The organism is Streptomyces sp. TSRI0107 (assembly GCF_001905845.1).
Taxonomy (GTDB): Bacteria; Actinomycetota; Actinomycetes; order Streptomycetales; family Streptomycetaceae; genus Streptomyces.
In genome coordinates this window covers 18,115-30,451 of the sequence record NZ_LIVZ01000005.1, presented here as the reverse complement: position 1 = coordinate 30,451, position 12,337 = coordinate 18,115, and the positions used below count along the sequence as shown (strand labels likewise).

The 12,337-nt window shown below is 72.2% G+C and carries 12 protein-coding genes; 4 read left to right on the top strand and 8 right to left on the bottom strand.

Features of this window, described 5'->3' with window-relative positions:
- Positions 1–150: 150 nt before the first annotated feature.
- The 4 genes from AMK31_RS13900 to AMK31_RS13885 all read right to left on the bottom strand — a co-directional run bounded on the left by AMK31_RS13900 (position 151) and on the right by AMK31_RS13885 (position 3,286).
- A complete protein-coding gene (locus AMK31_RS13900) occupies positions 151–1,248 on the bottom strand; it encodes a YlbL family protein (protein WP_073940817.1) in 1,098 nt (365 codons plus the stop codon).
- Between the two features lie 49 nt (positions 1,249–1,297).
- Positions 1,298–1,462: a hypothetical protein gene (locus tag AMK31_RS41000; protein WP_198948491.1), complete on the bottom strand. Its 165-nt coding sequence runs from the start codon at positions 1,460–1,462 to the stop codon at positions 1,298–1,300.
- 127 nt (positions 1,463–1,589) lie between these two features.
- The gene (locus AMK31_RS13890) at positions 1,590–2,051 is read right to left on the bottom strand and encodes a molybdenum cofactor biosynthesis protein MoaE (RefSeq protein WP_073940815.1); all 462 of its coding nucleotides are present in this window, start codon (positions 2,049–2,051) and stop codon (positions 1,590–1,592) included.
- Between the two features lie 122 nt (positions 2,052–2,173).
- Positions 2,174–3,286 (bottom strand): SDR family oxidoreductase, encoded by a 1,113-nt coding sequence (locus AMK31_RS13885; protein WP_073940814.1) that lies wholly within the window; start codon positions 3,284–3,286, stop codon positions 2,174–2,176.
- Between the two features lie 195 nt (positions 3,287–3,481).
- Here AMK31_RS13885 and AMK31_RS13880 point away from each other — a divergent pair, with 195 nt between their 5' ends.
- Positions 3,482–4,927 carry a zinc-dependent metalloprotease gene (locus AMK31_RS13880; protein ID WP_073940813.1) on the top strand — a complete coding sequence of 482 codons (1,446 nt, stop codon included), beginning with the start codon at positions 3,482–3,484 and terminating at the stop codon, positions 4,925–4,927.
- Positions 4,924–5,445: an NUDIX hydrolase gene (locus AMK31_RS13875; protein WP_073940812.1), complete on the top strand. Its 522-nt coding sequence runs from the start codon at positions 4,924–4,926 to the stop codon at positions 5,443–5,445. The genes AMK31_RS13880 and AMK31_RS13875 overlap by 4 nt, the downstream gene beginning before the upstream one ends.
- Before the next feature lie 69 nt (positions 5,446–5,514).
- On the opposite strand, the gene AMK31_RS13870 is transcribed toward AMK31_RS13875, so the two are convergent.
- From AMK31_RS13870 to AMK31_RS13855, 4 genes are all read right to left on the bottom strand, one after another.
- Entirely contained in the window at positions 5,515–6,270 is a 756-nt protein-coding gene (locus AMK31_RS13870; RefSeq protein ID WP_073940811.1) for an AIM24 family protein, read from the bottom strand.
- A gap of 18 nt (positions 6,271–6,288) precedes the next feature.
- Entirely contained in the window at positions 6,289–6,969 is a 681-nt protein-coding gene (locus tag AMK31_RS13865) for an AIM24 family protein (RefSeq protein ID WP_073940810.1), read from the bottom strand.
- 13 nt (positions 6,970–6,982) lie between these two features.
- Positions 6,983–8,758, bottom strand: a complete 1,776-nt coding sequence (locus AMK31_RS13860) for a TerD family protein (protein WP_073940809.1) — start codon at positions 8,756–8,758, stop codon at positions 6,983–6,985.
- A 135-nt stretch (positions 8,759–8,893) separates the two neighbouring features.
- Positions 8,894–9,490, bottom strand: a complete 597-nt coding sequence (locus AMK31_RS13855; RefSeq protein ID WP_073940808.1) for a M48 metallopeptidase family protein — start codon at positions 9,488–9,490, stop codon at positions 8,894–8,896.
- A gap of 257 nt (positions 9,491–9,747) precedes the next feature.
- On the opposite strand from AMK31_RS13855, the gene AMK31_RS13850 reads away from it, so the two are divergent.
- On the top strand, positions 9,748–10,962 hold the full coding sequence (locus tag AMK31_RS13850) for a TOMM precursor leader peptide-binding protein (protein ID WP_073940807.1): 1,215 nt from the start codon (positions 9,748–9,750) through the stop codon (positions 10,960–10,962).
- Positions 10,955–12,319 carry an ABC1 kinase family protein gene (locus tag AMK31_RS13845; RefSeq protein ID WP_073940806.1) on the top strand — a complete coding sequence of 455 codons (1,365 nt, stop codon included), beginning with the start codon at positions 10,955–10,957 and terminating at the stop codon, positions 12,317–12,319. The genes AMK31_RS13850 and AMK31_RS13845 overlap by 8 nt, the downstream gene beginning before the upstream one ends.
- The last annotated feature ends 18 nt before the right edge of the window (positions 12,320–12,337 follow it).

Sequence of the window (12,337 nt, the reverse complement as noted above, 5' to 3'; positions counted from 1 at the left end):
GGGGACCGACGACAACGCGGCGAGGCGCGGTGCCAGGCGCCGCGAGCCCGGCATGATCGGCGAGACACCCCCTAGGCTAGGGGGCGTCTCGTCGATGGGGGCGCCCGTGCCTGCGCGGGGCGCCCCCAGCCACGTACGGCGACGGGTCGTTCAGCCCTTGGCCGTGCACTTCGGCAGGTCGGCGGTGTCGCCGCCGCGGATGTCCTTCAGCGCGTCCAGCGCGTCGTCGATGGTGTCGACCTTGACCAGGGTCAGGCCCTCGGGGGTGTCCTTCGCGGCGGCCGCGCAGTTGTCGGCGGGCGTCAGGAAGAACTCCGCGCCCTTGTCCCTCGCGCCGACCGTCTTCATCTCGACGCCGCCGATCGGGCCGACCTTGCCCGCGTCGTCGATGGTGCCGGTGCCGGCGACGAAACGGCCGCCGGTGAGGCTGCCCGGGGTGAGCTTGTCGTAGATGCCGAGCGCGAACATCAGGCCCGCGCTGGGTCCGCCGACGTCGGCGAGCTTGATGTCGACCGTGAACGGGAACGTGTGGTCCGTCCCTGCGGAGATCCCCACGACGGCGCGCTTCTCGCCGGCGTCGTCGGAGGTCCCGGTGGTGATGGTGACCTTCTCGGTCCTGGCCGCCGCCCGCTTCTCCTTCTCGGCCGCGGCCTGCTCCTTGGCCGGCACGATCGTGAAACGCACGTTCTCGCCCGGCTTGTGCTTGGTGACCAGCTCGGCGACGTCGGCGGGCTCCTTCACCGCCGTGCCGTCGACCGCCTTGATCACATCGCCCGCGTGCAGCCTGCCCTCGGCCGGCGAGCCCTTCACCACGGTCGAGACGATCACCCAGGACTCCACCGGGATGTCCAGCTCCTTCAGGGCGGCGACCTTGGCGCTCTCCTGGGACTGGCTGAACTCCTCGGCGTTCTCCTGGGTGGACTCCTCCTCGGTCTTGCCGTCCGGGTAGAGCGTGTCGTGCGGCACGACCTTGTTGTCGTGCGCAAGCCAGCCGTAGACCGCCTCGACCAGGTTCATCCGGTAGTCGGCGCTGGTGACGCGGACCGTGGTCATGTTGAGGTGGCCGGACGTCTCGTAGGTCTTGTGGCCCGAGATCTGCAGCACCGGCTCGCCGCCGTGCTCACCCAGCGTGTTCACCGTCGGCCCCGGGGACATCTCCGAGTACGGCACGGGGATGAGCACCCCCGCGCACAGGAGCGCGATCAGCATCAGGGTGGAGGCGAGCATCGTCGCGGTGCGGCGTGGCATGCCTCGACAGTACGGGACGCGTCTGTCAGCGCACCGTCAGGTCCGGTGATCAGCCACCGCTGTGGGACTTCTCCATGGCCGCGCGGAAACGGGCGTATCCGTCGAGCTCAGGGCCGTCACTGCGCACCTTGCGGGTCCGATTGGCCCACACGCCCCAGAGACCAGCGCCGATCGCAGCCACAAGCGGAATCAGCAACCAGGCGAGCGCCGCCATGCCGACCTCCCAACCCCGAATGAGCGTCCGCAACTGACTGATCAGCAGATTAACCATCCGCACTGACAACGCTCACGCCAGGGGTACGGTTACGCAACCGGAGGCCGGATTCGGTCGGCGGTGGCGCTCAGCAGGCGCCGACCCACTCCTCCGTGCCGTCGGAGAACTTCTGGTGCTTCCAGATCGGCACCTCGTGCTTGAGGTCGTCGATCAGCTTGCGGCACGCCTCGAAGGCCTCCCCGCGATGCGGGCACGAGACGGCGACCACCACGGCGAGGTCCCCGACCCGCAGGTCCCCCACGCGGTGCACCGCGGCCAGCGCGCGCACCGGGAAGTCGGCGGCGACCTTCTCCGCGATCCGCCGCATCTCCGCCTCGGCGCTGGGATGGCACGAGTAGCCGAGCTCGTCGACGTCGGCCCCGCCGTCGTGATCACGCACGGTCCCCACGAACAGCGCGGTGCCCCCGGCGGCGTCGTCCCCGACCGCCCGGAAGACCTCGTCCACGGACAGCGGCGTTTCCCTGATGCCGATCAGCTTGATGGGCTCCTGCGCGCCCAGCTCACCGGGGTGATCGTTCGTGGCTGCCATGCCTCCATCCTGCCTCACCCCGCCGACAAGGCGGAATAGCCGTTTCCCCTGTCACCGGCGAGCCCGTTTTGGAGCCTCCTACAGGGCGGAAGCGGGGCCGACGGGGCGCACAGCCTCGGATCTCAGATCCGCCGGCGGGCCTTCCGGGCCCGCCGCACCACCGCCGCCGCGCCCAGCAGCGCCACCGTCGCACCGGCCGCGCCCGCCGCCGTCGCGTCCTTGCGCCCGAGCCGCCGCCCGGCCACGGTGTGCCGCCCGGAGACCTCCTCCAGCAGTTCCGCCAGCACTTCCTCGTTGGTCCACCGCGGCCGCCACCCGGCGTCGTGCAGCCGGCTGCCGCTGACCACCCAGGGGTACATCGTGTACGCGAGGTCCCCGGCCGGGGAGGGCGTGAGGCCGATCCTGTGCAGCCGGGCCGCCGCGCCGAGCGCGACCGCCGAGGGCAGCTCCATCCGCCGGATCCCGCTCAGCTCCTCGACCTCCTCCTGCTCCAGCCAGCCGTCGCACCCGACGGCCAGTTCCCCGTCCACCTTCTCCAGGACGGCGTACTCCAGCGCGCCGCACAGGTCCTCGACGTGGCAGAACTGCCAGGCCGGCCGCGACCCGGCCACCACAAGGAGCCGAGGCGACTCGAAGTACCTGGTCAGCGCGGTGTCGGTGCCGCCGACCAGGACCGCGGGCCGCACCACGGTGACGTTGAGACCGGGGTGCGCGCGGGGCGCCCGCCGGGCCAGCCGCTCGATCTCCAGCAGGTCCCCGACGCCGGTCGCCTCGGCCGTGGCGCGCAGCTCGGCGTCCTCCGACAGGGGCAGCTCGTTGTCCGGCAGCGCCCCGTAGACCATCGCCGAGGTGCACAGCACCACGCGGTGCACCCCGGCCGCGGCGGCAGCCGTCAGCACGGTCTGCGTCCCCCGGACGTTGTACGCCGTCCGGGCGGCCGCGTCGGTCTCCAGGTCGAGGTCGAGCGCGAGGTGGACGACGACGTCCGCGCCGCGCAGCTTCTCGGCGATCGCCGGATCACGGACGTCGAGGATGTGCCACTGCGCGTCCGCGCATTCGCCTCGTCGCTCGTCGATCGCGATGACCTGCTTGATCTCCTCCGACGCGGCCAGCCGCGCGGTGAGCAGCGCGCCGACGCCGGACGCGGCGCCGGTGACCGCGACGACGGGGCCGCGCGCGGCGGTGGGGGTTGAGTGGTTTCGCGCTGCGCGAACCTGCGGGTCTGGGGAACTCACCGGGTGTCTCCAGCGGTTGTCTTCACATACGAGCGCGAGTAACGCGTACGTACCAGGTGGCATCCATCCTGCCGCAGGCCTCCTGTCGGCGAAGCACCGAGGCCCGATCCGCCCCGGGTGTCTACGCTGGGTGGTGTTGTCGGGCAGTCGTGCCGTCGGGGAAAGAACCGGCGGCCTTACCAGCCGAGGAATCCCGTGAGTGACACCCCATTCGGATTCGGCCTTCCGCCGGAGGAGCCGGAGAACGGCGACGAGGGCAAGAAGAAGGACCAGCAGAGCGGCGGTGGGCAGGGACCGGCCAACCCGTTCGGTTTCGGGTCGCTGCCCGGCGCCGGAGGCTTTGGTGGCCCCGGTGCGGACAATCCGCTCGCTGCCATGTTCGGTTCCCTGAACCCCACCGACCTGGGCGCCGCGTTCCAGCAGCTGGGCCAGATGCTCTCCTACGAGGGCGGCCCGGTGAACTGGGACATGGCCAAGCAGATCGCCCGCCAGACGGTCGCCCAGGGCACGCAGGACGGCACCAAGGACGCGAGCGTCGGCCCCGCCGAGCGCAGCGCGGTCCAGGAGGCCGTCCGTCTGGCCGATCTGTGGCTGGACGACGCCACCTCGCTGCCGTCCGGCGCCGGCTCCGCCGTGGCGTGGAGCCGCGCGGAGTGGGTCGAGGCGACCCTGCCCGCGTGGCGGGAGCTGGTCGACCCGGTCGCCGAGCGCGTCGGCAACGCCATGGGTGATGTCCTGCCGGAGGAGATGCAGGCCATGGCCGGCCCGCTGATCGGCATGATGCGCTCGATGGGCGGCGCGATGTTCGGCACGCAGATCGGGCAGGCCGTCGGCGTGCTCGCGGGCGAGGTCGTCGGGTCCACCGACATCGGTCTGCCGCTCGGCCCGGCCGGCAAGGCCGCGCTGCTGCCGGTGAACATCGAGGCGTTCGGCAAGGACCTGGGCGTGCCCAAGGAGGAGGTGCGGCTGTATCTCGCCCTGCGCGAGGCCGCCCACCAGCGTCTGTTCGCCCATGTGCCGTGGCTGCGCTCGCACCTGTTCGGCGCGGTCGACGGCTACGCGCGCGGCATCAAGGTCGACACCGCCAAGCTGGAGGACGTGGTCGGCCAGTTCGACCCGCAGAACCCCGAGCAGCTGCAGGACGCCCTTCAGCAGGGCATGTTCCAGCCGGAGGACACCCCGGAGCAGAAGGCCGCCCTGGCCCGTCTGGAGACCGCTCTGGCCCTCGTGGAGGGCTGGGTGGACGCGGTGGTGCACGCGGCCGCGAAGCCCCGCCTGGCGTCCGCGGACGCCCTGCGCGAGACCCTGCGCCGCCGCCGCGCCTCGGGCGGGCCCGCCGAGCAGACGTTCGCCACGCTGATCGGCCTGGAGCTGCGCCCGCGCCGGCTGCGTGACGCGTCCCGGCTGTGGGCCTCGCTCACCGACGCGCGCGGCGTCGACGGCCGGGACGACCTGTGGCACCACCCGGACATGCTGCCGACGGCCACCGACCTGGACGACCCGGACGGCTTCGTCCACCGCGAGCAGCTGGACTTCTCCGAGCTGGACAAGATGCTCGGCGAGGCGGCGCACAAGCCGGACCTGCGCAAGAAGGACCAGGGCGAGGCCGAGGGCGACGGCAAGGGCGACGAGACCGAGTGAGCCTGTACGACGACGCGGTCCTCGTCCTGAAGCGGTACGAGGACCAGCCCGAGCTGCGCCAGGCCTACCTCGACCACCTCGCGGCGCACCCGGACGGCATGTGGAAGGCCTGCCACGCGGGCCACATCACGGCGAGCGCCCTGGTCGTCGACCCGGAGCACGGCCGGGTGCTGCTCACGCTGCACCGCAAGCTGCGGATGTGGCTGCAGATGGGCGGCCACTGCGAGCCAGGAGACGCCTCGCTGGCCGCTGCGGCCCTGCGTGAGGCCGCCGAGGAGTCCGGTGTCGCGGGACTGACCCTGCTGCCGGGCGGCCCGGTGCGGCTGGACCGCCATCCGATCCCCCCGCCGTGCCACGTCCACTTCGACGTGCAGTACGCGGTCCTGGCACCGCCGGGCGCGGTCCAGGCGATCAGCGACGAGTCCCTGGACCTGCGCTGGTTCGCCTACGACGAGGTGGCGGACGTGGCCGACGAGTCGGTCGTACGGCTCCTGGAAGCCACGCGCGCCAGGCTCTGAACGTGTAAGGGGTGACCGCCATCGCGGTCACCCCTTACCGATGCTGCGGGCCTCACTTGGGCCGCGGGCTCAGCTCCAGACGTTGCCCTGGTTCTGTCCCCGGGCGCCCTGCTGGCCCATGCCGTACTGCGCGGCGATGCCCGAGCCGATCTGGGCGTTCTGCGGCGGCAGCAGCTCGCTGGGCTGGACCAGCGCGTAGCCGGTGCCCATGAAGCTGAGCTCCCAGCCCTCGCCGGTGTTGCCGCGGCGCCGCCAGATCCCCGAGGAGTGCGTCTGGGCCTGCATCTGCACCCGCAGCGAGGTGGACCAGGCGACGATGGCGTCGGCGTCGCAGTTGACGTACTTGTCGGGCGTCACCTGCATCATCAGCGGCATGCCCGAGGTCATCAGCGCGACCTTGCCGCGACCGGTGATGTTGAGCTGGTACTTCCCGGAGCCGGAGATGCCGTACAGGCTGTCCACGGCGATGACCTCGTGGTGCAACGACGAGTCCATCGCGAGGACGTAGCTGCTGTCGACGGTCAGGCCGTCCTGGTCCACGTCCATCACATGGACGTGCTGCTTGAGGTTGGCGAGGTAGACCGTGCCCTGCCCGTGGCAGCGCATCAGGTCCAGGCCCTCGCCGGTGCGGGCACGCGCGCGTGACTCGCTGTTGCTCTGGAACTCCGCGTCGAACTCCACGAGGCCCTGGTAGGCGACCATGGTGCCCTTGCGGGCCAGGATGTCGTCGTGGCCCTCCAGGGCGACGCGCAGCATCTGCTTGTTCTGCAGGCTCCAGCGGTCCTGGGTCTGCTGCTCGTTGTAGGCGAAAAGCGGACTCTGCATGGTGTTTCTGGCTCCCCCTCAGCCCCGGATCCGGAGGCGGTCGGTGCTGTCCTCGCTGGGCTGGACGACGACGATGCCCTGCCCGGAGAAGGCCATCTGGTAGGCCTCCCCGCTGCCCCGGCCGATCAGCGACTGTGCCTTGAAGCTGCGCTTGCCCTTCACCTTGAGGTTCGGGGACCAGGCGACGAGGGCGTCCGGGTCGACGTACGTCTCGTCCTCGCCACCGCCGCAGTCGACGACGATCGGCTTGCCCCGGGAGGTCAGCGCGACCCAGCCCTGCCCGGAGATCCTGGTGTTCCACAGGCCCTGACCGGCGAACTTCGCCAGGCCCTTGACCCGCTCCACGCCCCAGGAGAGGTGCGCGTCGAAGGCGAGCAGGTTGGTGGCGTTGACGGAGATGCCGTCGCCGTTGAGGTTGATCACGACGACGTTGGCGCCGTAGTCGGCGAGGTAGAGCAGTCCGTCGCCGGAGCACTTCATCAGGGGCGCGCCCTCGCCGGTCATCCAGTCCTTGGCGATCTGGCGCACGGCCGGCGGGTTGGGCTCGTACTGGATGAACCCCTCGTAGGCGACCATCGACCCCACGCGCGCGAGGAGGTCGTTTCCGGTCTGCATGGCGACCTTGAGCATGTGGTTGCCGTGGTTCTCCATGCGGGCGGCCACGGGTGCGGGGGCGTAGCCCGCGAGCGGCTGGTTCATGACGGGCTCTCCCTCAGATCTCGTACGGCTGGACGACGATGAAGTTGCCGGGCGCGCCCCGGAACTGGAGGTTGACGCTCTCCCCGGTGTCGCCGGGGTAGGCGTTGCGGCGCATCCGGACCTGGCTGGAGACGACCACCTGGGAGGCGGCCGACCAGGCGACCACGGCGTTGCAGTCGGCGAACGTGGTCGGCGTGACCGGCAGGACGACGGGCGTGCCGTGCGTCTTGACGACGATCGTGCCGGTGCCCGTGAACTGCATGGTGAACAGCGCGCCACCGGGGATGCCGTGCCCCTCGATCCGGCGGACCTCGTACTGGAGGCTCTCGTCGAAGGCGAGGACGTTCTCGGCGGAGACGCAGATGCCGTCGCCCTGGAGCTCGATCGGGTGCAGCATCGTGGAGTTCTCGGCGAGGAACACCTGGCCCTGGCCGGTGCAGCGCATCAGCTGCATCTCCTGGCCGGTGGCGTTGCCGGCGATGCGGCCGGCGAAACCGGCGCCCTTGTAGCTGAAGTCGACCTTGCCCTGGTAGAGCACCATGCTGCCCTGGCGGGCCAGTACGGGCTGGCCCCCGATGCCGAGGTCGACGCGGACCATCTTCTTGTTCTGCTGGGTCCAGCGCTGCCCGGTGGGCGACTCCTTGAACTGCTGGAGCGCACCCGCGACGCCGGGCATCTGCGGGGCGCCCTGAGACATGCCCTGCGGGGCCCCGTAGGGGGCCGACTGGCCCGGGGCCTGGCCGAAGGGGGGCTGCTGGCCGTAGCCGGGCGGCGGGACCGGGGCCTGGGGCGCCTGCGGCTGCGCGTAACCGGGCGGCATGGGGGCGCTCTGGGCGGCGGGGGCGGCGTGGCCGTACGGCTGCTGCGGCTGGTGCGGCGGCTGCCCGTAGGGGGCCTGCGGCGGCTGGCCGTACGGCTGCTGCGGGGCCGGCTGCCCGTAGGGGGGCGTCGGTGCCGGGGCGGGCGGCGGGACGGTGCCGCCGGGCGGCGTGAGGGGCGCGGCGATGGTCGGCGCGACATGCATCTGCGGCGCGGGCGCCGGGGGCGGCGTGGCGCCCTGCGGGGGCGCGAAGCCCTGCGCGGCGGCGGGCTGAGGGGCGGGCGCGGGAGCCGGGGCGGGTGCCGGGGCGGGTGCCGGGGCCGGGGCGGGAGCGGGGGCCGGAGCGGCGGGGGCGCCGAACGCGGGCGGGGCGGCGGCCTGGGCGGGCGGGGCGAAGCCGGGCGCGGCAGCCTGCGGCTGCTGCGGGGCGGGGGCCTCCTCTTCCGCGACCTCGCCGCCGAAGTTCCGCAGCAGCGCCTCCAGGCCGCCGTCGAAGCCCTGCCCGACGGCGGCGAACCGCCACACGTCCTTGAGGTAGAAGTCGCCCAGCATCACGGCCCGCTCGGTGGAGAACTCCGAGCCGTTGAACGAGTACCGGGCCACCTCCTCGCCGCCCGCGACGATCCGGATGTATCCGGGGCCGATCTGCGACATCTGCCCGGCGCCGTCGATCGTCGCCGTGAACGACAGCTTCTGGATCTGCGGCGGGACGCGGTCGAGCGTGACCCGGAAGGACTCCGTGTCGCCCGCCTGCGCGCCCAGCAGCTGGATGGACTCCTCGGGGGACTTCGGCTGGTTGAAGAAGACGAAGTACCGGTCGTCCGAGAGGCGTTCGTCGGCGTCGAGACCGAAGCAGCTGATGTCGAAGGTCAGTCCGGGGGCGGAGATCTGCACGCCTACGTACAGATCCGTGCCCGCGGTGAGGTCACTGATCCTGGCCTTGTGGCCGCGTTGGAATTCCCTGGCCATGCGTTACGACCGTCCCCCATCCCGAATATGAGTGCGTCGCGCCAGGCTAACCGCAAACTCCGACAACGGACGCAGCCGGTACAGACCCGGTACAGAACCTCCGCCGGCCAGTGGTGAAGCCCCGCGCGGCCGGGCTCACTCGCCGCGCGCGGAGGGCAGATGGGGCAGCCGCTCGGCCGCGACCACTCCTTCGAGGTAGCCGCGGGCCCTCTCGGTCCGCGGGTAGGCCTCCAGCAGCCGCCAGAAGCGGGGCCCGTGCCCGGGCACCAGCAGATGGGCCAGCTCGTGCACGAGCACGTAGTCGACCACGTACTCGGGCATGCCCTGCAACCGGTGGGAGAGGCGGATGCTGCCCTCGGCCGGTGTGCAGGAACCCCAGCGGGTGTTCTGGTTGGTGACCCAGCGGACCGAGGTGGGCCGGGCCCGGCCGCCGAGGTACTGGGCCGACAGACGCTCCGCACGCTCGGCCAGCTCCGCGTCGCCGAGGACCCGCTTGCTCTCCTGCGCGGCCAGCTTGTCGAGCATGACGTTCACCCAGCGCTGCTCCTCCGCCTCGGACATCCGGGCGGGGATGAGCACGACGGTGCGATCGCCCTCGCGGTACGCGGACACCGTCCTTCGCCGGCGCGTGCTCCTGCGCACCTCGATCGCGCTCGCCCCCGAGCCGCCGGGCGGCTGGCTCGTCGTACTGCGCTGTGGTGTCGCGGCGCGGTGCAGTGGGTCGGCGGGCACGCCCCGACGTTACCCGCTGCGCACGGCGGAAGTCCCGACCCCGGGAGGGTTCGGTTCCGATCGGTCCCCGTGCGCTCGATTAATACGACGATCATCCACCACCTGTGGACAACTCCCGGCGCCCGCCGCCCGGTCCGGGCATGCTGGCATACGTCGAGGGAGCCCGGACCCGAACGGACAGGGGAAAAGGCGTGCGAACCGCGCTTCCATCGACGAACGGGGATGTTCCACAACTTCTTGGGCAACGGGGGCCTGTCATGCATCCGATGGTGAAACCCGCGCTCCGGCGCGGGTGGCGCGACCTCAACACCGTGCAGTTCGGGATGACTCCGGCGCACGCGCTGACGCTGGGTCCGATCGACACCGCCACAGGCAGCTTCCTCGATCTGCTCAACGGCACCCGCGGACTCGACCTGCTGCGCGCGGAGGGCCGGCGGATGGACCTGCCCGACGGCCATGTCGACGCACTGGTACGGCGGCTGACCGGCGCCGGACTCCTCGACGACGCGCAGGGCGGCGGGCCGGCCGCGGCGGAGCTGCGCGGCAAGCAGGAGGTCTACGACCGGCTGCGTCCCGAGCTGGCCACCCTCTCGCTGACCACGTCGGAACCCGGCGAGGCGATCGAGCGGCTGGCCGCGCGCCGGGCCCAGCGGGTGCAGGTACGGGGCGCGGGCCGGGTCGGCGCGCTGCTCTCGGCACTGCTGTCGGCCGCGGGCGTCGGTGCCGTCGACGTGCGGGACGGCGGCCGCGTGGAGCCGTGGGACGTGACGCCGGGCGGGCTGCCCGCCGAGACCGTCGGCGAGCGCCGGGACGAGGCCGCGCGACGTGCCGTGCGCGCCGCCGCCCCGGACCGCCCGCCCCGCCGCGGCCCCCGCTCCCCCGCCGGGGACGCGGACCCCGGCTTCTCCCTGGTGGTCCTCGCTCCGCGCGACGACGTCGCGGTCCACGCCCCCGGCCCGGACACCGCCGCGCCGCTGATCTCCTCGGGCACCCCGCATCTGCACGCCGGGGTGGTGGAGGGAACCGGCGTGGTCGGCCCGCTCGTCCTGCCCGGCGAGACCGGCTGCGCCGGCTGTCTGCACGAGGCACGCGCCGACCGGGACCCCACCTGGCCCCGGCTGGTCGCCCAGTGGCGGTCGGGCGGACAGCGCCAGGCGCGGCCCTGCGATGTGACGCTCGCCACCACGGTGGCCGGGCTGGCGGCCGCGCACGCGCTCGCCTTCCTCGACGGCCAGACCCCCTCCAGCACCGGAGCGCGTTGGGAGGTCTCGCTCCCCGGCCTCCAGTGGCATGCGAGGCCGGTTTGGGCACACTCCGCATGCCCGTGCGGGGCGGCAGAGAAAGCCAAGGGGGAACAGGCCTCATTGAAATCGGCGGCACACGAGACAATGGCGGAGCAAGGGTCGTCAACGCGGGTAGGCCGTCCGGCAGGCGCGGCGCGGCCGGCTGGGACTTGGAGGGCGCATGTCTGATCTTCCCCGGAAGGCGGTCACCCGGACCGCCAAGCTCGCCGCGCTCCCGCTCGGCTTCGCCGGCCGGGCGACCTGGGGCCTGGGCAAGCGGATCGTCGGCGAGTCCGCGGAGATCGTCGGCCGCGAGCTGCAACAGCGCACGGCCGAGCAGCTGTTCAAGGTGCTCGGGGAGCTCAAGGGCGGCGCGATGAAGTTCGGGCAGGCCCTGTCCGTCTTCGAGTCGGCGCTGCCCGAAGAGGTCGCGGGCCCCTACCGGGCGGCCCTGACCAAGCTCCAGGAGGCCGCCCCGCCGATGCCGACGCGCACCGTGCACTCGGTGCTCGCGCAGGGGCTCGGGGAGGACTGGCGGGAGCTGTTCCTGGAGTTCGAGGACAAGCCGTCGGCGGCGGCCTCGATCGGCCAGGTGCACCGAGGGGTGTGGCACGACGGCCGCGAGGTAGCGGTCAAGGTGCAGTACCCGGGTGCCGGCGAGGCCCTGCTCTCCGACCTCAACCAGCTCAGCCGCTTCGCCCGGCTGCTGGGTCCGCTGATCCCCGGCATGGACATCAAGCCTTTGATCACCGAGCTGAAGGACCGGGTGTCGGAGGAACTGGACTACGGCCTGGAGGCACAGGCCCAGCGGGTGCACGCCGAGGAGTTCGCCGACGACGCGGACGTGGTGGTGCCCGCCGTGGTCCATCAGTGCGACCAGGTCCTGATCACGGAGTGGATCGACGGCGTCCCGCTGTCGGAGGTCATCTCCGACGGGACGCCGGAGCAGCGTGACCGTGCCGGCCAGCTCCTCGCCCGCTTCCTGTTCTCCGGTCCCGCCCGCACCGGTCTGCTGCACGCCGACCCGCACCCCGGGAACTTCCGGCTGCTGCCCGGCGGCCCCGACGGCGAGCGCGACTGGCGGCTGGGCGTGCTGGACTTCGGCACCGTCGACCGCCTCCCGGGCGGTCTGCCGACCCCGATAGGCGAGTCCCTGCGCATGACCCTCGACGGCGAGGCCCAGGCCGTCTACGACATGCTGCGCGCGGAGGGCTTCGTCAAGGAGTCCATCGAACTGGACCCGGACGCGGTGCTCGACTACCTCCTGCCGATCATCGAACCGGCGGAGGCCGAGGAGTTCACCTTCACGCGCGGCTGGATCCGCAGCCAGGCCGCCCGGATCGCCGACATCCGCTCCCCCGCCTACCAGCTCGGCAAGCAGCTGAACCTGCCTCCGGCGTACCTGCTGATACACCGCGTCACGCTGAGCACCATCGGTGTCCTGTGCCAGCTGGGTGCGACCGTCCGGCTGCGCGACGAGCTGGAGGAGTGGCTGCCGGGCTTCGTGGAGGACGATCCCTCCGAGGAGACGGCCGCGGAAGCGTGAGCCTCGGGGGCATGAGTC

Coding starts and splice junctions, on each gene's coding strand:
- AMK31_RS13865 (WP_073940810.1), bottom strand. CDS start 6,969: ATGAACCAGCCGCTCGCGGGCTACGCCCCCGCACCCGTGGCCGCCCGC.
- AMK31_RS13890 (WP_073940815.1), bottom strand. CDS start 2,051: ATGGCAGCCACGAACGATCACCCCGGTGAGCTGGGCGCGCAGGAGCCC.
- AMK31_RS13900 (WP_073940817.1), bottom strand. CDS start 1,248: ATGCCACGCCGCACCGCGACGATGCTCGCCTCCACCCTGATGCTGATC.
- AMK31_RS13860 (WP_073940809.1), bottom strand. CDS start 8,758: ATGGCCAGGGAATTCCAACGCGGCCACAAGGCCAGGATCAGTGACCTC.
- AMK31_RS13850 (WP_073940807.1), top strand. CDS start 9,748: ATGCATCCGATGGTGAAACCCGCGCTCCGGCGCGGGTGGCGCGACCTC.
- AMK31_RS41000 (WP_198948491.1), bottom strand. CDS start 1,462: ATGGCGGCGCTCGCCTGGTTGCTGATTCCGCTTGTGGCTGCGATCGGC.
- AMK31_RS13870 (WP_073940811.1), bottom strand. CDS start 6,270: ATGCAGAGTCCGCTTTTCGCCTACAACGAGCAGCAGACCCAGGACCGC.
- AMK31_RS13845 (WP_073940806.1), top strand. CDS start 10,955: ATGTCTGATCTTCCCCGGAAGGCGGTCACCCGGACCGCCAAGCTCGCC.